Below are 26,576 nucleotides of genomic sequence, written 5' to 3'. Positions count from 1 at the left end.
GTTGATGACTCCGGGCCGCCTGCTGGCGAGCCAGGCGAGCGCCCGAACCACCGTCGTCGCCGAACCGGCGGCGCGGCTGCCGCCGTAAACGTCGGCGACCAGCAGCGACGAACCGCGCGCCGCGCCGCGGAACGGGCCGTGACTGCCGACCAGCAGCGACGCGACGGCGGTGCCGTGGCCGGTCGGCTGCGGCGCGCCCGAAAAGCCGTTCTGCTCGATCGATGCGCTGGCCAGCGATGGGTGCGAGGCGACTCCGCCGTCGATCATGCCGATCGTGGGCCCGCTCGCCGAGCCCTGCGCCGCGAGCGCCGCGGCGACCGGCAGCAGGTTGCCGCCCGCCGGTTCGAACACATGATCGAAATCGGCTTCGAGCCGCGGCGCCACGGTCCGCAGCCGCCGAAGCGCTTCGCGGGTGCCCAGGCCGCGCGGTACCCGCAAGTGGACGACTCGAACTCCAAGCTCGGAATGGCGTTCCTCGGTCAGCGGGAAGAAGCCTGCGCTCGCGGCGAGCTGCAGCGAGCCGGGATCCGGATCGATGGCGATCAGTCGGCCGCGCGTCACGGGCTGCCCGCCGCCGTCGCTTTCCAATTGCCGCGGATAGTCGCGGATCAGCTGCTGCAGGCGCAACCGGCGCAGCTGGAGAAGGGTCGCCTCGCCGGATTCGGCGATCCCGTCCGGCAGGCCGCGTACCGCGTCGAGCGTCGGACTGATCGCCTGGCGCGCCTCGCGGGTGCCGAGGACTTCCTGCGCGACGGGGCCGGCCACCGGCACATTGGGGACCGGGACACTGACCTGGGGCAAACCGAGCGTCGGGAGCAGCTGCGCAGGCGCGCTCCCGGCGACCAGCGCCACGGCTGACACGGCAATGACGGCACGGCGAACAAAGCTGGACATCGACGGACCCATTTCTAATGCCTCTTGGGATGAAACGGTGCCGAGGCGTCGTTTCATCCACATGGGGACGAATGAGCCTATCACAATCGTTCGAGGACGAGCTTGTCGCGCTGCTTCCGCGGTTGCGGCGCTTTGCGCACGGACTCAGCCGGAGCCCGTCGGACGCCGACGACCTGACCCAGATGACGATCGAGCGAGCGCTGCGCGCCAGAGCGCAGTGGCAGCCGGGGACGCGGCTCGACAGCTGGCTCTACAAGATCATGCGCAACCTGTGGATCGACACGGTCCGCTCGCGCAACCGCCAGGACCGAGTGGAAGCTCCGGCCCAGGAGTCCGAGACATTGGGCCACGACCCGCGCGACGAGATCGAGGCGGCGATCGATCTGCACCGGGCGATGGCCGCGATGGATCGGCTCCCCGGCGAGCAGCGCGAGGTCGTCGCGCTGATCCTGATCGAGGGCTTTGGATATCGCGAAGCGGCCGAACTGCTCGACCTGCCGATTGGCACGGTGTCGAGCCGGCTGGTGCGCGGCCGCACCGCGCTGCTGCGACTGATGGGTGAGTGACGATGGCAATTGACGACAGCAAATTCTTCGCCTGGCTCGACGGCGAGCTCGACTCGGCCGAAGCGGCCGAGGTGGAGGCCGAGGTCGCAGCCGATCCGCGGCTTGCGCGCATGGCCGAGCAGCATCGAGCGTTCGAAACGCGGGTGCGCGAAGCGTTCGACACGGTCGCCGGCGAGCCGGTGCCGGACCGGCTGGCGCAGGCGGCCAGGCCATCGGGCGCCGAGATCGTCGATTTCGGCGCGCGCAGTCGGGCGCGCAACGGGCGCGGCTCCTGGCTCCCGGTGCCGCAGTGGGCGGCGATCGCCGCGACTCTGGCGCTCGGCATCGGTCTCGGGACGATGCTCGACGGCGAGCGCGGCGCTTCGCCGGTCGAGATCCGCGGCGGCAAGATGTACGCGGCCGCAGCGCTCGACGACTCGCTCGAGCGGCAGCTGGCGAGCGCGGGCGAGGCGGGCTCCGTGCGCATCGGCCTCACATTCCGCGACCAGGCCGGAACAATCTGTCGAAGCTTCAGCGACCAGCGCTCGAGCGGATTTGCGTGCCGCGACGGCAGCGACTGGCGGCTGCGCGGGCTGTTCGCGGCGCCCGAAGGCCAAGGCGGCGATTACCGCATGGCCGCCGGCCCCGATCCGAACCTCGCCGTCCTGATCGACTCGGCGATCGCCGGCGAACCGTTCGACGCCGAGCAGGAGCGAGCGGCCAAGGCGCGCGGCTGGCGCTAGGGCCCGGCGGCTACTTCTTCTTGCCGACGCGCTCGGGTTTCCCCTTGCGCTTGGTCGACGCCATCTTGTCGAGCTCCTTTTCGCTCATCGACTCCGCCATCTGCTTCGACGCGCCCTTGAGCTTGCTCTTCGGGGTGTCGCCGCGCTTTGCGGACAGGGCCGCTCCAGCGGCCTTCTGCTGTGCTTTGGACTTGGCTGGCATGTCGCTGCTCCGCTTGTCATGGACAGCACCTCAACCGCGGAGGGCGACGGGCCGTTCCCGGTTTCTCGTCAGCACCCAGCAATGTGTTAAACACTATGCCGCCGCGAAAGCAGCCCATCGAATGGAATTGAAATGACCCGAAAAATCAGCCGCGCAGCCGCCCTGGCATTGCTCTGCCTGCTCGCCGGGACCGCGCAGGCCGCTCCGCAACGCCTCGAGCGGGCGGTCCTCGCCGGCGGCTGCTTCTGGGGCATGGAAGCGGTGTTCGAGCATGTGAAGGGCGTGCGAAACGTCGTCTCGGGCTATGCCGGCGGCAGCGCTCGCGACGCCAATTATGCGGCGGTCAGCAGCGAGCGCACCCGGCACGCCGAGGCGATCCGGATCACCTATGACCCCAAGCAGATCAGTTACGCGCAATTGCTCAAGATCTACACGACCGTCGCTCACGACCCGACCCAGATGAACCGCCAGGGCCCCGACGTCGGCCCCAGCTACCGCTCGGCGATCTTCCCGCAGAGCGCGGCGCAGAAGCAGCTCGCGGAGCGCTTCCTCGTCCAGCTGCGCTCGTCGCGCCTCTATTCAAAGCCGATCGCCACCCGGATCGAAGCTGGCGCTTTCTACCCGGCCGAGGCGAGCCACCAGGACTTCATGCGCCGCAACCCGTACCATCCGTACATCGTCGTCCACGATCGCCCCAAGCTCGCCAAGCTCAAGCGCGCCTATCCGCAGCTCTGGAAGGCCTGACTCACGGCTCGAGCCAGGCGCGGCATGAAGCGCATCCGCACCGGGCCTTGCGCAAAAAACCGCCTATCAGGCGATGAACGTCGCGCTTGCACTCAGAGTCGAGGAAGCTTCCGCCAAGTTGGTCAAACTAAATCACTGAAAATTAATTGATGTTGACGATAGCTCATCTTAGGATTGCTGAATGCAGCGGATGTGGCGGATCATTCCAGAATCGGTACTGATCGTGGTGGTCGCATCCTTGGCCGGGGGCGCGTGCGCTATGGAATCACCGAGCATCCAAAGACCCGCTTGCCGGGTCGTGGATGGGGACAAACTGCCCGCCGAATCGGGCGGGGCCGCAGCCCTGTGCACGGCGATCCAGCGCGCCGCCGCGGCAAGGGCGCCGGGCGTCGAGTTTACGGTCGACGTCAAGGTGCTGTCCTCGTCGCGGCTCGCCGCGACCGTCACGAGCGAGGGGCAAAGGCTGCCGGAGCACAATTTCGCGTCCATGGACCGCGACCTTACGGGTAACTCGTTCGAGCGCTTCGCCGCGGCGCTCGCCGATCAATTGGCGCAACGTTAACTGCGGCTTGTCAGAGCTTGGGCTGACTTTCCCGACCCAAGGACAACGGGGATCGGGTTAGCCAGCCTTCGGGGTGGGGAGTGGAAAATTGCCGGACGTTCCAGGTAACAGCAGTACGACGTCGTCAATCTCGGTTGGCGGCACGGTCAGCGGCACGCTCGAGATACTCGGCGATCATGACTGGTTCCGAATCACCCTGACGGCCGGCCAGTCGATCACCGTCTTCGTCGACGGCACGACGCTCGAAGACCCCTATCTTCGTATTCGCGACGCCGGCGGCAATTTGCTGTTTGAAAACGACGACATCACTTCGGGCACCAACCGCGATTCCCAGGTGTCGTTCACAGCGTCTTACACCGGCACATATTACATCGACGTCGGCGCCTGGAACGAAGGCTATACCGGCAACTATACGGTGTCGGTCAGCGTCTACACGCCGCCCCCGCTGGCGACCATGGACCAGATCGCCAATCAGCTGGTCGAGGGCTATTGGGGCGGAGACGACCACCGTTTCAACGTCACCCAGGGCGGCTCGATCACCGTCAATCTCACCGCGCTGACGGCCGCTGGGCAGAATCTCGCGCGCGAGGCTCTAAAGACGTGGAGCGACGTCATCGGCGTCCAGTTTGTCGAAGTGACCTCGGGCGGCCAGATGACGTTCGACGACAACGAGGCCGGAGCTTTCTCCAACAGCAGTTGGTCAGCAGGCATCATCACCTCGTCCCACGTCAACGTCTCGACCCAGTGGCTGACGAGTAACGGCACAAGCCTGAACAGCTACTCGTTCCAGACCTACGTCCATGAGATCGGCCACGCGCTCGGCCTTGGCCACGCCGGCAATTACAACGGCGACGCGACATACCCGTACGACGCGCTGTTCCAGAACGATGCCTGGGCGACCAGCGTCATGTCCTATTTCAGCCAGACGGAGAACACCTACTTCGCCGGGCAGGGATTCACCCACAATTTTGCCGCGACTCCGATGATGGCGGACATCCTTGCGATGTCCACGCTGTACGGTCTCTCGACCACCACGCGGGTGGGGGACACGACCTACGGGACGTACGGCGACGGCATCTATAATGTGAATAACTATCCCAATGTTGCCCTGACCATCTTCGACTCCGGAGGGAATGACTGGATCGAATATTCCAACTTCGGCACGAACCAGCTGATCAACCTCAATCCGGAGACCTTCTCGAACGTGGCGAACGGCGTCGGCAATCTCAGCATTGCGCGAGGCGTCATCATCGAAAACGCAGTTGGCGGCAGCGGCAACGACACGCTGATCGGCAACGCGGCGAATAATATGCTCCAGGGCAATGGCGGCAACGACACAATGGACGGGGGCGCCGGGAACGACACGGTCTGGTACTCCAATGACCTGTCGGGGATTACGGTGAGTCTCGCAATTGGCGGCGCCCAAAACACGGGCGGATCGGGCACTGATACCCTGACCTCGATCGAAAATCTGAGGGGATCAACTCACGCTGACACTTTGATCGGAAACGGCCTGGCAAATGTCCTGGAAGGCTACGGCGGCGACGACAAGGTCTATGGCGGAGGCGGCGACGACACGTTGACCGGGGCTTCTGGGTACGACTCGCTCTATGGCGAGGACGGAAATGACAGCCTCGACGGTGGTGACGGCAATGACAATCTGTACGGCGGGATCGGCAACGATGTCCTGCACGGCGGCATCGAAATTGACATGCTCGATGGCGGCGACGGCGACGACCAACTCTACGGCGGCGACGGCAATGACACGCTCGTCGGCGGTCTCGGCAACGACATTCTAAGGGGCGGGTTTGATCAGGACTCGATGGACGGCGGAGCAGGCTTTGATCGAGTGTTCTATGACGATGCGGCTGCCGGGGTCACGGTCAATCTCGAGGCCGGAACCGCCTCTTCGACCGTCAACTGGGATGCACAGATCGGGATCGACCAGCTTCTGAACATCGAAAACGTCACCGGCGGTGCATTTGCCGACACTCTGACCGGCAGCAGCGGCGCCAACGAGCTCAATGGCTCGGGTGGGAACGACACGCTGAACGGCGGCGGCGGCGACGACATCCTGACCGGGGCCGCTGGTAATGACACGCTCACGGGCGGCGCGGGCGACGACAGCTTCCGCGACACGGCGTCGGGCCTGAACGGCGACACGATCACCGAGTTCACGGGGAGCGACAAGATCGTCATCACCGACGCCAACGCCGCGACCTTCAATTTCTCGATGAGCGGCAACACTCTGACCTACACCGGCGGCTCGCTCACCTTCGGTTCGGCTTTGTCCGGAACGCTGACCGCCAGCGCCGCTTCGGGCGGCGGAGTGCAGCTGACGCTGTCAACTGGGCAGACGCTCAATGGCGGCCCGGGCAATGACACGCTCAACGGCGGCCCGGGCAACGACACGCTGAACGGCTTTGACGGCGAGGACACGCTCTACGGCAATGCCGGCAACGACACGTTGAATGGCGGCGATGGTCGGGATTTTCTTTACGGCGGCGACGGAGACGACATCATTCATGCCGGAGCCGGCGGGTTCACCTTTCCCGAAATCATCCATGATGGTCCGGGTAACGATACCGTCTACGGGGAGGCGGACGAAGACATCATCTACGGTTCGCCCGGCAACGATTATTATGACGGCGGCACGGGCGGGTCTTACCAAGCCTTTGAAGGCGACCAGGTCATTTATGCGGATGCATTGGCGGGCATCGTGGTCGATATGCGACTTGCCACCGGTCAGGTTCGTTCCTCTGGATCGGGCGATGCCGCCAACGTCGGCGTGGATACTCTTGTCAATATCGAGGCGATCTCGGGAACTGCCTTCGACGACGTCATGACCGCCGGCGACGCGCCCATCAGCTTTGGTGGCGGTGGCGGCAATGACGTTCTGACCGGCGGTGCCGGCTTTGATTCGCTGTCGGGCGGCGACGGCAACGACACACTCACCGGCCGCCTTGGCGCCGACACTCTGGCCGGCGGCGCGGGCGACGACAGCTTCCGCGACACGGCGTCGGGCCTGAACGGCGACACGATCACCGAGTTCACGGGGGGCGACAAGATCGTCATCACCGACGCCAACGCGGCGACCTTCAATTTCTCGATGAGCGGCAACACTCTGACCTATACCGGCGGCTCGCTCACCTTCGGTTCGGCTTTGTCCGGAACGCTGACCGCCAGCGCCGCTTCGGGCGGCGGCGTGCAGCTGACGCTGTCAACTGGGCAGACGCTCAATGGCGGGCCGGGCGATGACACGCTCAACGGCGGCCCGGGCAACGACACGCTGAACGGCTTTGACGGCAACGACACGCTCAACGGCAATGCCGGCAACGACACTTTGAATGGCGGGGCCGGAGCCGACGTGATGAACGGCGGCACTGGCGACGACAAATACTTTGTCGACGATGCGGGCGATGTGGTGACGGAGCTCATCGGCCAGGGTGACGACTGGGTGTTGGCCAGTGTCAGCTATGCGCTCGCTAGCGGGGTTTCCGTCGAAGTCCTTTCCACCGTCAACGGGTCGGCGACCGATCCGATCAACCTGACCGGCAACGAATTTGGCCAGAGCCTCTACGGCAACGACGGAGCCAACACGTTGATCGGGCTGGGCGGCGCCGATTACATGGCCGGCGGCGGCGGCGACGACCGCTACTATACCGACCAGAGCGACCTGGTGGTCGAGCTCGTCGGCGGCGGCGACGACTTGATCCTGGTTGCCGACAGCTACATCCTGCGCGACGGGACCGCGATCGAGACTCTGGCCGCCCTCAACCAGGACAGCCTGACTCCGGTCAACCTGACCGGCAACGAATTTGGCCAGAGCCTCTATGGCAGCCAGGGCGCCAACACGCTCAACGGCGGCGGGGGCAACGATCACCTGGTCGGGCTCGGCGGCGCCGACCTCCTGATCGGCGGTGCCGGCGCCGACCATCTCGCTGGCGGCCAGGGCAACGACATCTATTACCTCGTCGATTCGCTCGACTGGGTGAACGAGCTCGCCGGCCAGGGCGACGACCTGGTGGTCGCCGCCCAGAACTTCGCCCTGCGCGAGGGTGAAAGCGTCGAGACAATGGCCGCGGCGGAGGGCAATGCTGCCATCAACCTGACCGGCAACGAGCTTGCCCAGAGCCTCTACGGCAACGAGGGAGCCAACACTTTGATCGGCCATGGCGGCGCCGATTACATGGCCGGCGGCGGCGGCGACGACCGCTACTATACCGACCAGAGCGACATCGTCATCGAGCTGGTGGGCGGCGGCGACGACATGATCGTCGTTGCCGACAGCTACATCCTGCGCGACGGGACCGCGATCGAGACTCTGGTCGCCCTTAACCAGGACAGTCTAGATCCGGTTAACCTCACCGGCAACGAATTTGGCCAGAGCCTCTACGGCAGCCAGGGCGCCAACACGCTCAATGGCGGCGGGGGCAATGATCATCTGGTCGGGTTCGGCGGCAACGACGTTCTGATCGGGGGTGCCGGCGCCGACCATCTCGCCGGCGGCCAGGGTAACGACATTTATTACCATGTCGATTCGCTCGACTGGGTGAACGAGCTCGCCGGCCAGGGTGATGACCTGGTGATCGCCGCCCAGAACTTCGCCTTGCGCGAAGGGGACAGCGTCGAGACCTTGGCCGCGGCGGAGGGCAATGCTGCCATCAACCTGACCGGCAATGCGCTTGGCCAGAGCCTTTACGGCAACGAGGGAGCCAACGTCCTGACTGGCGGCGGCGGCGCAGACTATCTCGTAGGAGGCGGCGGCAACGACGTCTTCGTCCTCTCTAGCCTGGCGCTGAGCGGCCCCGGCAATATCGCGATCATTGGCGACTATGCCGGTGGCGAGATTGTCGACATCACCCAGATCCTGGCCGTCGCCGCAGGCACCGACCTGGTGGCGGGCGGCTATGTGAAGGTCGCCGGCGGCCAGCTTCAGGTCGACACGAACGGCGGCGGCGACAACTGGTCGACCATCGCCAATGTTTCGGGGTCGGCATCGGTTACCATCCGCTATTTGTCGGGCGGCTCGGCGAGCGAACTCACCGTCGCCCGCTCGGCGGCCCAGACCACGATGATGGCCGGTGCGGTCGCGGCTGCCGGCATGGCGGCGCTACCTGCCGCGGCGAAGGCGCCCGCCGATTCAAGCGATCCGTCGCTGTCGGAGTCCGCGGCTTCCAGCCTCGCAATCGGAACGCTGGACACATCAGCTCTCGAGATCGGCTCCGACAGCCAGGCGGCGCTGACCGGCGAAACCCGCGAAGCGCTCGACCTTGTCGTCGCCGGATCGAGCAATTTCGCCGGCCACGAGCCCAGCCTGGCGCCCGCCGCCGACATACTGGCGAGGGCCGACGCGGCGCCGCCGGCCGCCTTGCCGCAGGGAACCGAGGTTCCGTTCGCGGGCGAACCGTCCGCCCAGGCACTGGTCGCCGATGGTGTTGCCATGCCGTCGGCCGAGCAACTGCAGGCTTTGACCGGTACCGCCGAGGGTAGTCAGCAAAACCAACTCGTCAGCAAGGTCCTCTTGGACGCGCTCGCCGGCGGAGAGGCCGGCGGACCCATCGACGCTCTGCTCGATCAGCTCGCCCCCGACCATTCGGCGGCAGCGGGTGCCGGTCATCTGGCTCAGGTCGCGGCCGGGCTCGGTACCGGCCATGGGGCCTTCACCGCGGTCGCATGGCTCCAGTCCGCCGTCGTCGTCGATCCCTTCGGACCCTCTGCTCAGGCGTTTTCCGGACATCACGACGCGCAGCCCGTGGCTTGAATTTAAGCCGACGATCGGCGGCGGCGGTCTCGCTCCGCATGACCAGTCGAGCGGCGATATCCGACGCGGTGGGTTGACCTGAGCGCGCTCGACGCAACAGGACGATCCTGGGCCGACCGCTAGGAGACTCCATGGTCATTTTCGTCACCGGCGCTGCTGGATTCATCGGCTATCACGTATCGAAGGCGCTGCTGGCCAGGGGCGAGCAGATCCTCGGCGTCGACAATCTCAACCCCTATTACGATCCGGGCCTCAAACAGGCTCGTATCGCCGCCCTCGAAGAAGAGTTCGGGAATGCCTTTACTTTCCTTCGCGCCGATTTCGCCGATTCGGCGGAGCTGGCCTCGGTCGTCGAGGGCGTCGACTTTGAAAGACTGGTCCATCTGGGGGCTCAGGTCGGGGTTCGATACGGACTGGTGAATCCGGCGTCCTATGTGCGATCGAATGGGGTCGGACATCTCAACATATTGGAACTCGCGCGCCATCGCGAACTGAAGCATCTGGTCTATGCTTCATCGTCCTCGGTGTACGGTTCCAACACCTCCCTCCCGTTTCGGGTCGAGGATCGGACCGACCGTCCCATTTCACTCTACGCCGCCACCAAGAAGGCCGACGAGCTGATGAGCGAAAGCTATTCCAGCCTATTCAGGCTGCCGATGACGGGGCTTCGCTTTTTCACCGTTTATGGGCCCTGGGGCCGTCCCGACATGGCGGTATGGCTGTTCACCAAGGCAATCCTGTCCGGAGAACCACTGGACTTGTTCAACGGCGGCGCCATGCGCCGCGATTTTACCTACATCGACGACGTCGTCGCAGGAGTCCTCGCCTGCCTCGATTCGCCGCCGGTCGACGACCAGCAGGAAAAGCCCGGCGGAAGCGTCTCACCGCACGCCGTGTACAATATCGGCAATCACCGCTCCGAGGAGCTGATGGAGCTGATCGGGATCCTCGAGGAAAATCTCGGCCGAAAGGCGAACACGAAGGTGCTGCCCATGCAGCCCGGCGATGTCATGGACACCTTTGCCGACATCAGCGCCATCCGGAACGATCACGGTTTCGAGCCGAAAACCAGCATCCGGGAGGGGGTGCCGCGATTCACCCAATGGTACAAGCGCTACCACGAGTTAGACTAGCGAGAGCGGGGAGACCGGAGCCGTCCCTAACGGCCGGCTCATCGATACGGGATAATCCAGCTACCGCGAGAGCAGCTTGCCCAGTTTGTTGGCCAGCGCCGGCTCGCGATTTTCCGTCCGGCCGTACTGATACTCGTAGCCATAGCCGTAGCCGTAGCCGTAGCCGGTGGTCTTGAGATCGAACTTGGTCAGGACCGCCCCGATGACGTGTGTCCGGACCCCGAACAAGCGCTCGATGGCGTGCCGCGCTCGAGTGGTCGGAGTCCGGCCCGCCTCCACCACGAGGACCGTCGCCTCGACCGCTCGCGACAGCAGCGGCGCATCGGCAAGGCCGAGCACCGGCGGGCCGTCGACGACAATGTGGTCGAACCGCTTTGCCGCTTCGTCGATCAGCCGGACGATCGCCTCCGCGGACAATAGCTCCGCAGGGTTGGGCGGAATCTGCCCGGCCATGAGGATCGACAGGTTGGGCGTGCTGCTGTCCTGCATATGGTCGGTCAGCTGCCCGTTGCCGGTCAGGAGATTGCTGAGACCGGCGCCTAGGGACTTGCCGAAGATCTTGTGGATCGACGGGTTCCTCATGTCCGCATCGATCAGCAGGACCCTTGCCCCGACACTCACCAGGCTCAGGGCCAGCGCCAGTGAGCTGGTCGATTTGCCCTCCTGCGCCTGGGCACTCGTGAACATAATGGATTTGGGTGTCCCATGCGGTGTCGAGAACTGGAGCGAAGTCAGGATCGAGAAATAGGCTTCCGCCAACGGCGACTTCGGCTCTCTGAGCGTCGCGAGGACATCGACTTCGCCCGTTTGCCTCGGCGTTACTCCAAGCAAGGGTACGCCAAGCTTGCGATGGACGTCGCCTGGCTGCAGCGCGGCGTCTTCCATGTTCTCGAGCACGACCGCGGCGGCGGCGCCCAAAAGCAAGCCGAGTATCAAGCCAACGGCGAGATTGAGCGGGAGATTGGGCTTGAATGGACGAGCCGGCGGAAGCGCCTTGTCGACGATCGAGATGTTGTTGGTCCCGATGCCGCCGGCAATCCCGACTTCCTTGAACCGCTGCAGCAGCGCGTCATAGAGCGCGCGGTTGGTGTCGACGTCGCGCTGGATGATGTTGAACTGGATCGACCGGCCCTGCTCGCCCAGAAGCTGCGACTTCAAGCCATCGACCCGCGCTTGGATCGACCGCTCGGTTGCCAGGGCCTGACGATAGCGGCCACCCAGGTCCTGGGTGACCGACGAGCTGACTCGGCCTTCCTCGCGAGCCATTTGGCGCTCCAGCTCTGAAATCTGCGAGCGAAGCGCGACCACGGTTGGATATTCAGGCCCGAAGTCGCTTTCGAGCTTGCTCAGCTGGCCGAGCAGTTCGGCCCGCTCCCTGCGCAGGTCCGTCAGGGTCACGTTGCCCAGGGACTGAGCGGCGATATTGCCTCCGGTGCCGGCCCGGTACTGGGCTTCCGCCTGCGCCCGTTGCGCCCGAGCCAGGGCCAGCTGATCGCTCAGGCTGGCGAGGTCGTTGGCGAGGATCGATTGCTCGGAGGCAGCCTCACCCTGGCCGGTGCGGATTTTGATCAGCCCTTGCTGCTGGGCGTATTGGACCGCCTTGCGCTCCGACTCCTCCAGCCTCGCCCGAACCTGGTTCAGCCGGGTCTGGAGGAATTGTCTCGCGTAAGCGGCCGCCTCGTACCGTCGGGTCAGGTTGGATTCGACGAAATGCCGCGCGATCGCATTCGCAATCGTCGCGGCCATCTGCGGATTGGGCGAGTTATAGGTGACGTTGATGATGCTCGACAGGCGGATCGGCGTCACCATGGTGTTCTTGTTGACCGCCTTGGTCGCCATCGCGAAACGCTGGGCTCTGGGCAAAGCGCGAACCTGGTCGACCTTGGTTTCGTCGAAATCAGCCAGGAACAGAGGGTTGTCTGCCAATCCGAGATCGCGAACGACCAGTTCCGAAAGCGAACGACTCTTCAACAAGGCATATTGCGTCTGGTAGAATTCGGCATCGAACCGCGTACCGCCGCCATCCTGCTCGACACCTTCGATGTTGAGGACCTTGGCTTCTTCGCGAGCGACCTGGACCATGACGGTGCCGGCATATTCCGGCCGGGTCATCATCGAGATGAAGATTCCTGCCGCCAAGCCGAGGGCGGTGAGCGCCAGGACTAGATAGCGTCGCTTGTAGAGGATCCGCCAATAATGGCGGAGCGTCGATTCCTCCTGTTCGAGCGGGGCAAAACCGGTCGCGTCATAGTGCGGGATTGCCAGCTCGCCGCCCGATTGGGGCAATGCGGGCAGCGACGGTGGCGGCAAATAATCGTTCAAGACAGCTGGTCCTTACAAAACCGGAACGAACTGGCCGAGGACCGGGAACATGTTCCCGAAGTCCCTGAGGAACTTGCGCGCGGCGCTTTCCCCGACCACGACAATGTCATTGCCGTAAATTTGCGGATCCTCGAGCTGACCGGCACGGATGGCCTTCAAGCTGTACAGAGCGGCGGCTTTGCGGTTGTTGACGGTCCGGAAGATCACGACGTTGTTGAGGTTCGCGGCCTCGTCGGCGCCCCGGGCGGTCGCAATCGCCTGCTGCAGGGTCATCTTGCCGACAATCGCGTAATTTCCAGGCTGGCGCACGGCGCCGTCGACAGTGAAGGTCTTGCTCTGCGCCTTGACGATGTTGACCGAGACCTGGGGCGATTTGAGGTAGCGGCCGCGCAATCTCTCGGCGATCGCGTCGCTGAGCTCGGCGGGACTTCTACCGGCCGCCTGAACAGGCCCGGCCAGTGGCACGGAGAAATTCCCGGCCGCGTCGACTTCCGCCTCGCGGGTCAGCTCGGGGGCCCCGAATATCTCGACGCGGATGACATCGAGCGGGCCGATCCGATAGTTGCTGAGGTCAAGCGCCATCCCGGTCTGGTCCGGGGGCGGCAGCGATTGTGAGACCGTGACCGCCGAGCTTTGGGGGCCGATCATCGGATTGGACGAGCAGCCGGCCAGTCCAGCCGCGAGACAGGCGATCAACAGAACAAGCGGATTACGCACTTGAGAATACCCCTAACGACCGGCCGACGGCAAATCAGTCGGCGATCACAACACAAGACGCGCGCTTTAGAGCACAAGACGCGCGCTTTAGAGCCGATTCCGGTGCGACATCAAGTTTGTCGCTCCGGGCGTTGCAAGAGCGCCACAGTGGACCACAAGTCCGTGAGGAGCGGCCGCCCTATCTGCTTGCTTGACCGTGAACAGGATGACCGCACATAATTCGGGCCTGATCGCGCGCGCCGTTCGCGTGATTTACCGCTGCCGATTTGTGGCAGCAAACTTGGGCTAGCCACAAAGCGCAATACCTTTGGTATGAGCGCACACAGCTATCCTCGTCCTTCGGAAGATCTAGCTAAATGTTCGTTAAACGGCTCTTTGACGTTATCGCGGCTGCGACGGGATTCGTAGTCCTTTTACCATGCCTTTTGGCCATCGCTCTCTCGGTCCGAATAGCTATGGGATCTCCAGTACTATTCCGGCAAGTGCGTCCCGGCTTTCACGGCAAGCCGTTTGAGCTCGTCAAATTCCGAACGATGAGCACTACATCGGCTATCGGCTCTGGGCTTGAGTCAGACGCTCTGCGGCTAACACCCCTTGGAAGATTCCTCCGCGCCACTAGCCTCGATGAACTTCCGGAATTGTGGAACATCCTCAAAGGTGACATGAGCCTGGTAGGACCGCGACCGCTGCTGATGAGCTACATGGATCGCTACACGCGGGAGCAAGCGAGAAGGCATCTTGTCAAGCCGGGATTGACCGGCTGGGCACAAGTGAATGGGCGCAACGGCCTCACGTGGGACGAAAAATTCGCGCTCGATATATGGTACGTAGACAACAGGTCATTCCTCCTCGACCTCAAGATCTTGCTAATGACAGTGTCGAAGGTGGTCAGCGCGAAGGGCATAACTGCCGAGGGCGCTACAACAATGCCGGAATTCATGGGGACTGGCGAACAAGCGGAGTCCGCCGACGGAAAGCTTGATCCTGCGCTGACCAGGGATCGGAAAGAGGACAACTCGTAATGACCCGTGCTTGACGCGGAACCCGGGGTAAAAACTTCCTCATTCCGGCAGTCATGGATGATGCCAGGCCCCATGAGAGACCACCCCTTTCCTTCTCACCTCTTCTGCAGAAGCCAGAACTGGATCGGGGCGTAATTCCCGATGGGAGGAAGAAACGACAAAAACTTCACGAAGTGAGAATTATAGACGATTTCGGCCTGGGTCACAGCCGGGTAAACTGCTCTACTCACAAAATAGTGGGATGATAGGAAATTCGGGACAGGCAGGCTGCGATCGTCTTCACTGTCGAGATCCACGATATCGAATTGCTCTGCGATGGTCTGCAGGAACCATTCCTTGTCAAACCAAATGTTATGGTAGGGTTGCTCGTTCGGTAGAAGGCCGAGTTCAGCGCGCGCTTGGTTAAGTTGTTGCAGGCCGTCCGTGAAGGCCTCAATGCAGAGATAGTAGCCGCCGCTCCGCAGGATACGCCCCACTTCCCGGAGTGACCTTGCCTGATCTTCTTGGTCCATGATGTTGATTATGCAACGTTCGGTAACGACTGCGTCGAAGGAGTCATCGTCGAAGGGAAGATCGCGGACATCTCCCTCTACCACTGGGCATCTCTCCACGTTTCGCTCCCGCGCGATCTCGACGAGCTCAGGCGTGTACTCGAGTCCGGTGAGCTCCAATTGTGGGTGCCTCTCCCGGAGCACCTCGAGAAGGTAACCATTACCGCAGCCAATATCGACCAGGTTCGCAAGCTTCTTCTCGCGCGCACTAAGCCAATCCACGACACGAAGCACTGCCGTCACTTCGCGGCCCCGCGTGATTTCGTCACGCATGGTGCTCGACGCGTCCTGCCCGTGCTTTTCGGCTTCCTTCCGATAGTGTTCCAGTATTAGATCCCGATAACTACTCTTGGGTGCGCTCGACATCGCTTCTCCTGTCCGAACTGTTTACGGGCCCCGTCTGATCGGGACAGATTTCATTCCTTGGCTCAACAAGCTGAGCTCGTCTAGTATCCTCAACTATCTGCGAACGCTCTAACGAGAGAGGAAGCACGAGCGCGTCGAAGCAACAGCGGGAGGCGTGCCGAGCCGATAGCAATCTTCCGTGAACTCCGTCGTAAGTAAGCCTGTATCCCAGTCATTCATCGCTCATGCCGCCGCATCCGCGAAGACCGCACCGATCGCGGCCGCGGTCCGCTCGAGGTCTTCGTTGGTGAGCGTCGGATGGGTGAGGAAGGCGATGCTCGTCTCGCCGAGCTCGCGAGCGACTGGTAGGCGCCCTGGCGGACGCAGCCCCGTGCCGTCGAACGCTTTTTCGAGATAGACCTCCGAGCAGCCGCCATGGAAGGCCGGAACGTCGAGCGCATTCAGTTCGGCGACGATCCGGTCACGGCTCCAGCCGGAGCGGAGTCCGTCGGGACGAACGTAGGCGTAGAGCCGGTAGTAGGCGTGGGTCAGTCCGTCGCGCGGCTCGGGCACCCGCACCGCTGAGCTGAAGCGCCCGAGCACCTCGATGTACGCGCGGGCGTTGGCGGTTCGCCGAGCGGTCCAGTCGGTCATCCGGCGCAGCTGGATTCGGCCCAGCGCAGCTTGCGCCTCGATCATCCGCCAGTTGGTCCCGACGCTCTCGTGGAGCCAGCGGTAGCCGGGCGGGTGCTCGCGCTTGTAGACCGCCTCCCAGCTCTTGCCGTGGTCCTTGTAGGACCACATGCTCGACCACAGTTCCTCGTCGTCGGTCGTCACCATGCCCCCTTCGCCGCCGGTCGTCATGATCTTGTCCTGGCAAAAGGACCAGGCGCCGATCTCGCCGAAGGTGCCAACCATGCGGCCGTCGACCGTTGCGCCGTGAGCCTGGGCGCAGTCCTCGATGATCAACAGGCCGCGCTCGTCGGCGAGCGCTCGGAACAGGCCCATCTCGCACGGCCAGCCGCCGAGATGGACCGGGAGGATCGCCCGCGTCCGTTCAGTTATCAGCTGCTCCACCGTGGCGGGCGAAATGTTCCCGCTGTCGGGGTCGACGTCGGCGAAGACCGGCGTCGCGCCGGCATTCATCACGCAGGACACCGAGGCGATGAAGGTCCGCGGAGTGACGATCACCTCGTCGCCCTGACCGATGCCGAGCGCCTGGAGAGCGAGATCCAGGGCCACGGTCCCGTTGAAGACGGCGACCGCCCGGGCCGCTCCGGCCCACTCGGCGAATTCCCGTTCGAACTGGCGCGTCTCCTCGCCCGTCCAGTAATTGACCCGACCGGATTCGAGCACCCGGGCAACGGCTTGCCGTTCCTCCTCACTATAGCTAGGCCACGGCGCGACCGAGGTATTCAGCATTCTGGGCTCCTTCCGGTTTTCGCGCGATAGTCCCAGTGCCGAGTGGTGCCAAAGCATTATGTCCGCGAACGAGAAGCAAGCACCGCGCGCCGGCCTCGTCGTGCTCCTCAACAGCTCCTACGGCCAGTCCCTGATCAAATTCCGCGCCCGGCTGATCGAGGAGCTCGTTGCAGCGGGGCACGAGGTGCACGTGACCGCGCCGGACTTCGACGAAGCACTGGTCTCCAAGTTGGCGGGGATGGGCGCCACGGCGCACCAGGTTCCGCTGGCTCGAACCGGCATCGGGCCGCTGTCCGACCTGCGCTACGCCTTGAGCATCCGGAAGCTCATTCGCCGCATCGGCGCGGAGCTCGTCGTCAGCTACACCAGCAAACCGAACATATGGGCCTCGTTGGCCGCGGGCAGCGTCGGCGTCCGCTCCGCCTCGCTGATTACCGGGCTCGGCTATGCGTTCACCGAGGGCGGCGGCCTGAAGCGCAGGCTCATTTCGCTCGTCTCGCGGTTGCTCTATCGGCTGGCGACCTCCCGAAACGATGTCGTGATCTTCCAGAACCCGGACGATCGCGCCGACTTCCTCGCGACCGGCTGCCTGACCGACCCGTCCAAGGCGCGGCTGGTCAATGGCTCCGGTGTCGACATTGAACAGTTCGCCGTTGCTCCGCTGCCGGATGCTCCCGTTTTCCTGATGGTCAGCCGGTTGCTCGGCACCAAGGGCGTGCGCGAATACGCCCAGGCGGGGCTCGCCCTTCGGTCCCGGCGCCCGGATTGTCGTTTCCTGCTTGCCGGATACCACGACGAAGGCCCCGACGGAGTCGGAGTCGACGAAGTCAACGGCTGGCAAGCCGCCGGCCTCGAATATCTCGGGCACCTGGCGGACGTTCGTCCGGCCATCGCCCAGGCGAGCATCTTCGTGCTTCCCTCCTACTACCGCGAGGGCACTCCGAGGAGCACGCTCGAGGCAATGGCGATGGGCCGCCCGGTCATCACCACCGACATGCCGGGATGCCGCGAAACGGTCGTCGACGCCGAAAACGGCTTCCTCGTGCCTCCTCGCGAGGCCAATGCGTTGGAAGAAGCGATGCAGCGTCTCGCCTCCGATCCCTCGATGCGCGCGCGGATGGGAACGCAGAGCCGCAGGTTGTGCGAGCGCCGGTTCGAGGTCGGTCAGGTCACGCAGACGCTGCTCGAGCACTTGTCGGCGAACGCAAGCTAGTTGTCGGCCGGGTTCAGCCCAGACTCAAGTTGGAGGTACTAGGTCCAGGTCATGTTCGACGCCGCCTTTCCCATTAGCCGCCGCCAATTGCTGCAGGGCGGCGCCGTAACCACCATCGCCTGTGCGGCGAGCGGCGCGGCGCAATTGCCCGCGGCCTCGGGACCAACGGTGTCGGTTCGAGAATTCGGAGCCGTATCGGCCCCCGGGCGCGACAATACGGCAGCGATCCAGCGAGCGGTCGACGCCGTCCAAGCAAGGGGCGGCGGGACCGTCCATATTCCAGAAGTCTATGAGTGCGGCAACATCATCGTCTCCGGCAATGGAGTCACGCTCCACGGGCCGGGAGCATGGCTGGTCAACGGCCGGGTCACCGTCCTCGAACGCAGCGACGGGTGCCGAATCGACGGTCTTGGAATCATCGATCGCCGGGGCGATCGAGAGAGCTATGCGCTCGATATTTCCGGCCGCAATTGCACCCTTCGCAATGTCTCGCTGGTCAAGGAGCCAGTTGCCGGCGGCTATCTGTTCTATCTGCGCCAGCCATCCGCTTTCTGCCGCTCGACCGGTCTTCGGCTGAAGGGATCGAGCAACGGCATGATGGTCGCCGGCCGCGACCATCTGTTCGAGCAGTTCGAGTTCGAATCGAGCATGTCCGAGCGAGTCGGCGCCGACGACGCGTTCGCACTCAAGGGCCTCGGCAACTCGACCCAGAATATCGTTATCCGCGACGGCACCGTTCGCGGTTTTTACGCGATCGCCTCATTCGGGTCGGAGATCGGCACCGACGGTCGGTCGTCGAATTTCCAGGGCGCGGTGCGCAACGTGAGCGTCAGCAATGTTGCCGCCGACCGCTGCAGGTCGCTTGTCTACTTCAAGCCCGGAGCGCTGATTTATGACTGGCGCAACGGGCTGGTCGAAGATGTCCGGCTCGACAATCTGACCCTCGTCGACCTAGCCGGCGAGCTTTTCCTTTTCGGCGTCAAGATGAACGCGGCGCGAGGAGCCGTCATCCGCAATGTGGTCGGACGGAACCTGGCGATACGCGCCCGGGCGAAGAGCCAGGGCGTTCAGCACAGCGCCGCCGTCGAACTGGTGCTGTTCGAACAGGGCGCGGAAGCGCGGATCGAAGGGATTGATCTCCAGATTGCGTTCACCGACCCCTACGACGGGGCCGACCACAGCGCCGCCGCGCCGGGATATCCGATCGATCACATCGTCCGAATCGAAAAGTCCGGTTCGCGCAAGGGGCAGATGAGCAACATCAGCCTCGATGTCACCGGCCGCGGATCGCGATTTGGCGGGGTCCTGATCGGGGCCGGCCTCGACGATGCGGTCACTCTTCGGCGCGCGCACCTCGTTCGGGTCGGCCGAAATCCCCCTGCGTCGCTTGGCGGCGGCGGAATCTGGAGCGATTCCCGCGTGACGCTCGGCGATGTGTCGGTCGACTCTCCGGTTCTGCCGCGCTTCGCCGGGTCGGCGCTGCGCCAAAATGGCCAGTGACTAGGGAAACCAAGGGGTTTCCCGCTTAGGGTCCTAGAACCGCACGAGGGCCTGGTTGATCACAACCTCCGACGTCAGCCCATGCCGAGCGCAGAAGTCGTCGGTCGCCTTTTTCGCTCCGGGCCAATCGTCGCCATAATCATCGACCAGGATGACGCAGCCCGGCGATGCACGGTCGCGGATGAAGTCGAGCACCAGCTTGACCGAATCGTAATAGTCGCAGTCGACCGAAGCGAACGCGATCGGCTCGCCCGAATAGGTGGCGATCGTGTCGTCGTACCAGCCCTGATAATATTTCACTCGGTCGAACTGCATCCGCTCCATCAAGGTGCGGAGCGACTCCAGGGGCGGGCGGGTGCGAAGATCGGCCAGCTTTTCCGGGATGTTGTCCCGTGCATAGCGGACCTTCATATCGCCATCTTCCTCGGTGGGCTCGGGCAGATCCCCCCAGCGGTCGAACAGGTGCAAAGTCCGCTCAGGCTCCGTTCGCAGGATGGACGCAAGAACCCCCGCCGTGCCGCCTCGATGGACTCCGAACTCGACGAAATCGCCGGGCACCTTCCGGTCGAGCACCTCATGCGCGACGCGGGCGAGCGTGACTCGCGAGCGCGACGGGGCGAGCGCGAACGGGTCGGTCGCGTCGAGTACGGACGACAGGTCGGGGTTGGTTCTGGCGAGCAGCCGGCGGAAACCGAGGCGCGCTGGTAGAATCGGGTGAAGACCGTAACGGAGGCTTGTACGCATTCGATCCCGATCCCTTTTCCTCGCACTGGGCGCAATGTTTTTCTGCGTCGGCTTGACGACCTGAGTCACGCCGGTTTCGCCTTCCCGGCCAAATCGATTTTCCGCAACTGCCAATGACATAGATAGATCATCGCCAGCGCGAACAGCAGATTGGCCAAGGCCGTTCCGGTGATCGAGAGCAGCGACGTCAGCGGGAAGACCGCGACCAGGAACACGGCCATGCCCAACAGATAGACGCGGAAGAGCTGATGGGGCCCGACATAGACCTGGACGTACATCGACAGGGTGTGGCTGATCAGCTGGCAGGCGGCGGCCGCGGTCAGGATGATCAGCGGCAGGTAAGCGGCTTCGAACCGCTCTCCGAACAGGACCATGAGAACGAGCCGCCCGAGCAGGGCCACGGCGGCGACCGCCGCCACGCCGATCAGTCCGCTGATCCACAGCAGGCGCCGGCGAACCCGGACCGCGCTGTCGACTTCGCCGTGGGCGGACAGCGCCGAAACTTCGGGGAACATGGCCGACGCATAGACCGTGTTCATCTTGCGCAGGACGCCGGCGAGCTGCTTGGCGACATTGTAGATGCCGGCGCCCTCAACCGATACGGCCGCACCGACGAGCAGGGAATCGCCGTTCGTGCGCACGGCTTCGACGGTCGCCATGCCCCAGGTCGTCCAGCAATAGGCGAGGAACGTCGACATCTCGCCCGGACGCATCCTGCTCGTTGAAAAGGCGATCGGAATCCCGGCGCGGCGGGCGAGATAGAGACCAATGACAAGCGGCAGCAGCCCGTTCAGCGCGTAGAAGATTGCCCACGCCCAGCAATAGGCCTCGAAGCGAGCGCCCGACGCATAGAGGTAGGCGGTTGCGAAGAGGATGGCGGCCGCACTAGCGGTCTGGATGAGGCTGAGCAGGCCGAAGCGGTCGAGGAGCCGGAAAATCCCGTTCGAGGTCAGATAGCCGGTGAACAGCAGGCTGGCGGCGAAAAGCGCGGCGAGGCCCAGCTGCTCATCCGGAAGACCGATCAGGCCGCGGCCGGCCGCGAGAAAGACGAACGCGGCGATCGTCGCCGTGACGGCGGCAAAGGCATCGATCAATAACCCCAGGCCAACGATCCGCCCGAGCCGCGGCAAGTCGCCCTCGGCCAGAGCCGTCGCGCCGAGCTTGATCACCGGCTGCTGGGTCGCGAAGGACATCACCGTGGCGATCATCACGGTCGCCGATTGGAACAGCACCAGAAGCCCGAACTCTCGCGGCGAAAGCGCGCGCGCGTTCAGGACCACGGCGAGCATCATGAACAGCGCCGAGGCGATGGTGCCCGCGCCGAGAAAAGCAGAATTGCGCGCCAGCCGCCGATAGACGGCCGTCGCGCCGAGATCGGGCTTCCCGGTGAGCTGCGCGCCCATCAATCCTGACCAAGTTCACGGTAAACGCGCTCGTAGCGCTCAACCACCTTGTCCGCGTCAAACAGGTCGCGGGCCGCTGCGCTTCCGACGCGGCCGGCAGCGCTCGCTGCTGCCGCGTCCGTCGCATAGCGGACCAGAGCCTCGGCCATTCCCGAAAGATCGCCCGACCGGACGACGACGCCCGCGCCGCCGGACTTGTCCTCGAGGATTTCACGCGCCGAACAGACATCGAAGCTGACGACCGGCCGGCCGCAGCTCATCGCTTCGATCATGCCCCTCATCAGCCCCTCATGGCGAGACGGGATCGCCACCACGGATGCCTGGCGCATCAAGCCGGGCAGGTCCGTCTGAAAACCGAGGAATTGAACATGGGAGGCATGGGGCTCGGCCGCCGCCGCACAGGCCGCCGCATAGGCGTTCGCGTGCGGATCGAAATCGCCGGCGAACCAGGTTTCGATGTTGTTCGCGGCGAGCATCGGGACGACGCCGCGAATGAACTCGAGCTGCCCTTTTTTCGGCCGGAATATGCCCGCCACGAGCACCATCCGCTTGTCGCGGCTCGGGACCGGGGAGGCCGCGAAGCGATCGGGATCGACGATCGAATAAGTGACGCTGCACGATCGCATCGCATTCGGAGCGACCTGCCGCCATCTCTCCGCCATGTCGTTCGACAAATAAAGCACGTGATCGGCGGCGGCGAACATCGTTCGATACTTGAGGCGCGGGGGCCGGCGGTCCGGGTCGAGCGTGTCGCGAAGATTGAGCGCAATCCGCGTTTCCCGCGACCGCTTCACGGCCGTCAGGGAAAGCTGGAACGCGAGCGGATCATTGGCGTGAACGACCTGCGCTCGGCTGGCTGCGAGGATGCGGGTCAACGAGTGATGAAATCGACGATAGGTCCGAATGGTGCCCAGTGGATTGCTCTTGATTCCCGCAGAGGCCTGTTCAGGAACCACATGGACCTCGATTCCGTGACCTCGCCACGACTGGGACATTTCGCTGTCGAGGTTGGTGAGCACGATCGGGCGGTGGGACTTCAGCCTCCGCATCACTTCCGTGATGCTTTGCAGGCCGCCATTGGCGAGCGCGCCTGTTTGCAGGACCGCGAAAACAACCGGCTGTTTCATGCGCGTGAACTGATCTGCTCGCGGTAGATATCGTGCAGGTCGCGGACGCATCGATCGAGGCCGAATGCACTTTGCTCGACCTGGCGACGCCACTCCATGGGGTCGGGCTTCGGCAGGGCAAGCAGTTCGCGGACCCGTGCCGCCCACGCCTCCTCCCCCTTCGCCAGCGGCAGAAACTCGACTCCGTCGGGCACGACAGCCGCCTCGCGAGGCACGGTATCGGACGCCAGCACGCGAGTTCCCGCGGCCTGCGCCTCGACGCATACAATTCCGAGGCCTTCGCTGAACGACGGAAAAAGGAACAGGTCGAACAAGGCCATGTACGCCGCGATGTCTTGGGTCGAGCTGGCAAAGCGGACCTGGTCGCCGACCCCGAGATCCCGTGCGAGCGTTTTCATTTCGGGTTCGAGCGAACCTTCCCCAACCAGGACGAGCCGAACCGTCGGATCGGCTTGGGCAACCTTGGCGAACGTCCGCAGCAGAAACGGGTGATTCTTCACCGGGGCGAAGCGGCCGACATGACCGATCACTCGATGGCTGGCGTCGAGTCCGAGGTCGCTTCGCAAGGCCCGGGCCCGGTCCGCGGCACCATCCAAGTTTGAATAGTCGAAGCCGTAGAGCAGGATCGAGCAGTCCTTTTTCCGGCGCCAGGCCTTGCCGGCGATTTCCTCGATGGCGGTTTCCGTTATTCCGATCCGCCGGGTGGCCGCCCACGGGTAAAGCGACATCGCACCGCGCCGGATCAGCCGCTGGCGCAGCGACTGGAAATCCGCGCCGAGGCTGCGCGCCTCATGCTGATGGGCGATCCGGCTCGGGACTCCGGCCAGCGCGGCGATCGCGACGATCGGCGCTCCGACCGCATAGGCCGCGTGGGAATGAACCAGGTCGAAAGGGCCCTCAGCCTTGAGGAATCTCCGAAGGTCCGCGAACCACCGCAGCCAGTTGCCCGTTTTCGGCAGCTTGTGGATCGTGATCCCGAGCTCTCTCGCCTCCGGTTCATAGACTCCGGGCTCCTCCACCATCAGCAACAGCTCGTGCTGGACGAAGGAATCCCGGTCACGGCGCAAGACGTGCATCAGCCAAGTCTCGATTCCGCCCAGCGGCAGACTCTTCAGCACGTGCAGGACTCTGGGTTTGCGGGGCGTCGGATGGCCCATTCAGGATCCAGCCGGAGTACTGGCCTCGGGTCGGCGGTAAGGAAGCGCATGAGGCCTGCTTAGAGCCGCCCGATACGAGGGTGAATAGTGGGACGTGTCGCTTCGCCATCTCGACGCGAACAATGACGCGACTCCAAGGACCATCAGTAACATCACCACCTGCTGCTGGAAGAGCACAAGCTGGTCGGTCGACGGGCTAAAGGACGACACGAACAATGCGAAGGCGGTCACGACGAATGGATTGTCGGGGCTCCGGATGTAGAAGTTGTGCGCGTGATGGATGAGCGCTCCATACAGAACGGAAATCAGGATCACGCCGAGGATACCGAAGTTCCAATATTCCTCGGCCGTAGAGTTGACGGGGACAGCCATTCCCTCCCGGACTTCGCCGAGAAAGGTCTGGGCGTAGATCGAGCCCGGCCCTCGCGGCTTCTCCGACCATATCCAACGAGGAACGAAAGCAAGGACCGCGGCGGCGTAGGTCGATCCCCAGAGCGGACCACCCATCAGGTGGTGACCTTCCCAGATTACCGGCACGGTCGATTGCACGGACCGCCGAAGGTCAATTTCTTCCTGGGCCTGGCTCAAGATATCGCGGGTATTGGTCCCCTGAATCGCTTCCGCCGCGGTTTCGCCGACGAGACCCGACGACCGGATGATGTTCAGCGCTCCAAGCGACAGAAAGAAAACGGGCATCATGATCAGCGCGATGCGCCAGGGGATTCGCCGTGTCCGCAATGCCCAGGTGAGGCCGACGAGCATGAAGACTACAAACGCGGAGGTACGAGCGCCGTTGCTGATGAACTGGGCGACGGCAGCACCAATCATCAGGATGAGGAAGATCGGCCGTTTGACATCATTAGGCCGCGCCGCCACCCAGACGATTAGGGCGATAAGACCCAGGTCGACCGCTGCGACGAGTGGGCCGAGCCCGGCCATGGAGCGAAACCGGCCGCGAGCCATGTCCGCCAAATGCAGAGCAAGTCCGCCGCGGAGCGAGATCAGGACCAGAAGGACGCCCACGCTGACGGCGATGAGGCCGATTGCCAGTATGCGGAGACGCTTGCCGTCGAACTCCTTTTTCACCCCCCGCGTCGCGCTATTGGCCGCGATCACGCGGCGGTCGCGGACCAGGGAATATCCGACATAAATCGACAGCAGCGCGATCAGCTCGCACAGGTTGGACCACGCCACCGCCTGCCAAATTTCTGGGCCCGGCAGCCATCCCAAACCCGAATAAAAGGGTGGGCCAACCTGTTCGCCGAGCAGCAGTCCGCCAAATCCGCCTAGCTCCTCGATGGTTCGAGGCATCGCGACCAGCAACGGCCAAAGGACCGCCGTCAGGATGAGCGGATGGAGGATCCCGAGCGGATGTCGGGCATAATAGAGAAGTGGAGCAATCCGAGCGAGGTCAGTCGCGACGGCGATGACAGTGGCCGCGGTAAACGCCGCGTCCCCACCCCCTTGAAGGCCGAACAGCGCCGCCTGAACGCCTTTGACGAGCTCGCCGGTCAACAGGACATAGGCTATTAGCACCACCTGAAAGACACGCGGGACCGACTGCGTGTCGACGGCGGCTGCGCTTCGCAATGTCCACGATGGCCTGGGAGACGGGCGTGTGCTCATGGTTTGATCATCAACCGGACGGACTGGGTCACATAGTGCAGCCAGATGGGCTGCCCGGCAAAATATTCGTCAACCGCTTTGCGGGCTCCGGCCCATTCGCCATAATCGTCCACAATCATCACTCCGCCCGGCGACAGGCGAGGGTAGAGAATGTTCAGTTCCGCCTTGGTGCTTTCATAAAAGTCGGTGTCCAGGCGCAGGATCGCGATGCGCTCTGGCAGGTTTTCTGGTTTCGCCAGGGTCTCTTCCACCGGGCCCTTGATCGTTTTGAGATCGCGGTTGCCGACGCGGGCCTCGAAGTTACGCAGGACCTCCTCCTCGGACGCAAGGCACCATTCGTTCCGATCGCCCCGGTCCAGGGTGGCGTACTTCCTTTTTACGTCCAGATCTTCGCCCGGTTTGAAGTCGGCCTCGCTGGGCGCGGTCATTCCGGCAAATGTGTCGAACGCCCAGATTTGACGGTCGAAGCCCAGGCGCTGTCTCAGCAATCCGGCGATGACGAGATGTCCGCCCCGCCACACGCCGCACTCGACGATGTCACCGGCGATGCCGTTGGCCTCGACGTGGCGGATCGCCTGGATGAACTCCCATCGCGCGATCGGCGAGGTCATCGACAGCCCGCGAGCGGCGGCCAGCAATTCCCTGTCGTCTGGCCCGAGTTCGGGGATCAGCCCCTGAAGCCCGGTGAATTGTTGCCCTAAAGTCGTCAGGTGACGGGCGAGGAAGGAACGCATACGCTCGCGCGGCTCCAACTTGAACTGGCTGCCCGGGAAAAAGGCACGGCGGGGATTGGCGGGGGGCTTCATCACTTGCCTTGGCCTTGTCAAGCCACAGGGTCTT

General features: G+C 63.9%; 22 protein-coding genes. 10 read left to right on the top strand and 12 right to left on the bottom strand.

Annotated features, from left to right (window positions below; translation table 11 throughout):
• The coding region (locus H0T81_RS04765) for a S8 family serine peptidase (protein WP_366474085.1) at positions 1-894 on the bottom strand (894 nt) is incomplete at its 3' end.
• Positions 895-965: 71 nt separating this feature from the next.
• Between H0T81_RS04765 and H0T81_RS04760 the strand changes: the two genes are divergently transcribed.
• Complete coding sequence (locus H0T81_RS04760) at positions 966-1,460, top strand: RNA polymerase sigma factor (RefSeq protein ID WP_294010418.1); 495 nt, start codon at positions 966-968, stop codon at positions 1,458-1,460.
• Positions 1,457-2,182, top strand: coding sequence for an anti-sigma factor (locus H0T81_RS04755; RefSeq protein ID WP_294010416.1), 726 nt, complete (start codon positions 1,457-1,459; stop codon positions 2,180-2,182). Before H0T81_RS04760 ends, H0T81_RS04755 begins: the two co-directional genes overlap by 4 nt.
• A gap of 10 nt (positions 2,183-2,192) precedes the next feature.
• Here H0T81_RS04755 and H0T81_RS04750 read toward each other — a convergent pair whose 3' ends face one another.
• Positions 2,193-2,384 carry a DUF3008 family protein gene (locus H0T81_RS04750; protein WP_294010415.1) on the bottom strand — a complete coding sequence of 64 codons (192 nt, stop codon included), beginning with the start codon at positions 2,382-2,384 and terminating at the stop codon, positions 2,193-2,195.
• A 132-nt stretch (positions 2,385-2,516) separates the two neighbouring features.
• On the opposite strand from H0T81_RS04750, the gene msrA reads away from it, so the two are divergent.
• The 4 genes from msrA (at position 2,517) to H0T81_RS04730 (ending at position 10,587) form a co-directional block, all read left to right on the top strand.
• The gene (gene msrA, locus H0T81_RS04745) at positions 2,517-3,128 is read left to right on the top strand and encodes a peptide-methionine (S)-S-oxide reductase MsrA (protein WP_294010414.1); all 612 of its coding nucleotides are present in this window, start codon (positions 2,517-2,519) and stop codon (positions 3,126-3,128) included.
• 181 nt (positions 3,129-3,309) lie between these two features.
• A complete protein-coding gene (locus tag H0T81_RS04740) occupies positions 3,310-3,690 on the top strand; it encodes a hypothetical protein (RefSeq protein WP_294010412.1) in 381 nt (126 codons plus the stop codon).
• Between the two features lie 88 nt (positions 3,691-3,778).
• Positions 3,779-9,454: a M10 family metallopeptidase C-terminal domain-containing protein gene (locus H0T81_RS04735; protein WP_294010411.1), complete on the top strand. Its 5,676-nt coding sequence runs from the start codon at positions 3,779-3,781 to the stop codon at positions 9,452-9,454.
• A 131-nt stretch (positions 9,455-9,585) separates the two neighbouring features.
• Positions 9,586-10,587 carry an NAD-dependent epimerase/dehydratase family protein gene (locus tag H0T81_RS04730; protein ID WP_294010410.1) on the top strand — a complete coding sequence of 334 codons (1,002 nt, stop codon included), beginning with the start codon at positions 9,586-9,588 and terminating at the stop codon, positions 10,585-10,587.
• Positions 10,588-10,647: 60 nt separating this feature from the next.
• On the opposite strand, the gene H0T81_RS04725 is transcribed toward H0T81_RS04730, so the two are convergent.
• Both H0T81_RS04725 and H0T81_RS04720 read right to left on the bottom strand, forming a co-directional pair.
• Positions 10,648-12,909, bottom strand: a complete 2,262-nt coding sequence (locus H0T81_RS04725) for a polysaccharide biosynthesis tyrosine autokinase (RefSeq protein WP_294010408.1) — start codon at positions 12,907-12,909, stop codon at positions 10,648-10,650.
• Between the two features lie 12 nt (positions 12,910-12,921).
• Positions 12,922-13,626, bottom strand: a complete 705-nt coding sequence (locus tag H0T81_RS04720; protein ID WP_294010405.1) for a polysaccharide biosynthesis/export family protein — start codon at positions 13,624-13,626, stop codon at positions 12,922-12,924.
• A gap of 356 nt (positions 13,627-13,982) precedes the next feature.
• On the opposite strand from H0T81_RS04720, the gene H0T81_RS04715 reads away from it, so the two are divergent.
• Complete coding sequence (locus H0T81_RS04715; protein ID WP_294010402.1) at positions 13,983-14,648, top strand: sugar transferase; 666 nt, start codon at positions 13,983-13,985, stop codon at positions 14,646-14,648.
• 95 nt (positions 14,649-14,743) lie between these two features.
• Here the strand turns inward: H0T81_RS04715 and H0T81_RS04710 are convergent, their stop codons facing one another.
• Both H0T81_RS04710 and H0T81_RS04705 read right to left on the bottom strand, forming a co-directional pair.
• Positions 14,744-15,565 (bottom strand): class I SAM-dependent methyltransferase, encoded by an 822-nt coding sequence (locus H0T81_RS04710; protein WP_294010399.1) that lies wholly within the window; start codon positions 15,563-15,565, stop codon positions 14,744-14,746.
• A gap of 222 nt (positions 15,566-15,787) precedes the next feature.
• Positions 15,788-16,966: a DegT/DnrJ/EryC1/StrS aminotransferase family protein gene (locus tag H0T81_RS04705; protein WP_294010396.1), complete on the bottom strand. Its 1,179-nt coding sequence runs from the start codon at positions 16,964-16,966 to the stop codon at positions 15,788-15,790.
• A gap of 58 nt (positions 16,967-17,024) precedes the next feature.
• On the opposite strand from H0T81_RS04705, the gene H0T81_RS04700 reads away from it, so the two are divergent.
• Together H0T81_RS04700 and H0T81_RS04695 are read left to right on the top strand one after the other, a co-directional pair.
• Positions 17,025-18,179 (top strand): glycosyltransferase family 4 protein, encoded by a 1,155-nt coding sequence (locus H0T81_RS04700; protein ID WP_294010394.1) that lies wholly within the window; start codon positions 17,025-17,027, stop codon positions 18,177-18,179.
• Between the two features lie 51 nt (positions 18,180-18,230).
• Positions 18,231-19,679, top strand: a complete 1,449-nt coding sequence (locus tag H0T81_RS04695) for a hypothetical protein (RefSeq protein ID WP_294010391.1) — start codon at positions 18,231-18,233, stop codon at positions 19,677-19,679.
• 33 nt (positions 19,680-19,712) lie between these two features.
• Here H0T81_RS04695 and H0T81_RS04690 read toward each other — a convergent pair whose 3' ends face one another.
• The 3 genes from H0T81_RS04690 to H0T81_RS04680 form a co-directional block, all read right to left on the bottom strand.
• Positions 19,713-20,423 carry a TylF/MycF/NovP-related O-methyltransferase gene (locus tag H0T81_RS04690; RefSeq protein ID WP_294010388.1) on the bottom strand — a complete coding sequence of 237 codons (711 nt, stop codon included), beginning with the start codon at positions 20,421-20,423 and terminating at the stop codon, positions 19,713-19,715.
• 65 nt (positions 20,424-20,488) lie between these two features.
• Entirely contained in the window at positions 20,489-21,826 is a 1,338-nt protein-coding gene (locus H0T81_RS04685) for a lipopolysaccharide biosynthesis protein (RefSeq protein ID WP_294010386.1), read from the bottom strand.
• On the bottom strand, positions 21,826-22,821 hold the full coding sequence (locus H0T81_RS04680) for a glycosyltransferase family 4 protein (RefSeq protein WP_366474088.1): 996 nt from the start codon (positions 22,819-22,821) through the stop codon (positions 21,826-21,828). The genes H0T81_RS04685 and H0T81_RS04680 overlap by 1 nt, the downstream gene beginning before the upstream one ends.
• Between H0T81_RS04680 and H0T81_RS04675 the strand changes: the two genes are divergently transcribed.
• Complete coding sequence (locus H0T81_RS04675; protein WP_294010381.1) at positions 22,783-22,980, top strand: hypothetical protein; 198 nt, start codon at positions 22,783-22,785, stop codon at positions 22,978-22,980. The genes H0T81_RS04680 and H0T81_RS04675 overlap by 39 nt on opposite strands.
• Here H0T81_RS04675 and H0T81_RS04670 read toward each other — a convergent pair.
• From H0T81_RS04670 to H0T81_RS04660, 3 genes are all read right to left on the bottom strand, one after another.
• Positions 22,950-24,071, bottom strand: a complete 1,122-nt coding sequence (locus tag H0T81_RS04670) for a glycosyltransferase (protein WP_294010378.1) — start codon at positions 24,069-24,071, stop codon at positions 22,950-22,952. The genes H0T81_RS04675 and H0T81_RS04670 overlap by 31 nt on opposite strands.
• 39 nt (positions 24,072-24,110) lie before the next feature.
• Positions 24,111-25,625 (bottom strand): O-antigen polymerase, encoded by a 1,515-nt coding sequence (locus tag H0T81_RS04665; protein WP_294010375.1) that lies wholly within the window; start codon positions 25,623-25,625, stop codon positions 24,111-24,113.
• 107 nt (positions 25,626-25,732) lie between these two features.
• Complete coding sequence (locus tag H0T81_RS04660) at positions 25,733-26,542, bottom strand: TylF/MycF/NovP-related O-methyltransferase (protein WP_294010373.1); 810 nt, start codon at positions 26,540-26,542, stop codon at positions 25,733-25,735.
• Positions 26,543-26,576: the final 34 nt, after the last annotated feature.

Source organism: Sphingomonas sp. (assembly GCF_013812825.1).
Lineage (GTDB): Bacteria > Pseudomonadota > Alphaproteobacteria > Sphingomonadales > Sphingomonadaceae > Sphingomicrobium.
This window is presented reverse-complemented; position numbering and strand designations above follow the sequence as displayed.

Excerpts from the sequence above, each read along its gene's own strand:
- H0T81_RS04760 (WP_294010418.1), top strand. The coding sequence starts at position 966 with ATGAGCCTATCACAATCGTTCGAGGACGAGCTTGTCGCGCTGCTTCCG.
- H0T81_RS04750 (WP_294010415.1), bottom strand. The coding sequence starts at position 2,384 with ATGCCAGCCAAGTCCAAAGCACAGCAGAAGGCCGCTGGAGCGGCCCTG.
- msrA (WP_294010414.1), top strand. The coding sequence starts at position 2,517 with ATGACCCGAAAAATCAGCCGCGCAGCCGCCCTGGCATTGCTCTGCCTG.
- H0T81_RS04740 (WP_294010412.1), top strand. The coding sequence starts at position 3,310 with ATGCAGCGGATGTGGCGGATCATTCCAGAATCGGTACTGATCGTGGTG.
- H0T81_RS04730 (WP_294010410.1), top strand. The coding sequence starts at position 9,586 with ATGGTCATTTTCGTCACCGGCGCTGCTGGATTCATCGGCTATCACGTA.
- H0T81_RS04715 (WP_294010402.1), top strand. The coding sequence starts at position 13,983 with ATGTTCGTTAAACGGCTCTTTGACGTTATCGCGGCTGCGACGGGATTC.
- H0T81_RS04710 (WP_294010399.1), bottom strand. The coding sequence starts at position 15,565 with ATGTCGAGCGCACCCAAGAGTAGTTATCGGGATCTAATACTGGAACAC.
- H0T81_RS04705 (WP_294010396.1), bottom strand. The coding sequence starts at position 16,966 with ATGCTGAATACCTCGGTCGCGCCGTGGCCTAGCTATAGTGAGGAGGAA.
- H0T81_RS04700 (WP_294010394.1), top strand. The coding sequence starts at position 17,025 with ATGTCCGCGAACGAGAAGCAAGCACCGCGCGCCGGCCTCGTCGTGCTC.
- H0T81_RS04695 (WP_294010391.1), top strand. The coding sequence starts at position 18,231 with ATGTTCGACGCCGCCTTTCCCATTAGCCGCCGCCAATTGCTGCAGGGC.
- H0T81_RS04690 (WP_294010388.1), bottom strand. The coding sequence starts at position 20,423 with ATGCGTACAAGCCTCCGTTACGGTCTTCACCCGATTCTACCAGCGCGC.
- H0T81_RS04685 (WP_294010386.1), bottom strand. The coding sequence starts at position 21,826 with ATGGGCGCGCAGCTCACCGGGAAGCCCGATCTCGGCGCGACGGCCGTC.
- H0T81_RS04675 (WP_294010381.1), top strand. The coding sequence starts at position 22,783 with ATGGACCTCGATTCCGTGACCTCGCCACGACTGGGACATTTCGCTGTC.
- H0T81_RS04680 (WP_366474088.1), bottom strand. The coding sequence starts at position 22,821 with ATGTCCCAGTCGTGGCGAGGTCACGGAATCGAGGTCCATGTGGTTCCT.
- H0T81_RS04660 (WP_294010373.1), bottom strand. The coding sequence starts at position 26,542 with ATGAAGCCCCCCGCCAATCCCCGCCGTGCCTTTTTCCCGGGCAGCCAG.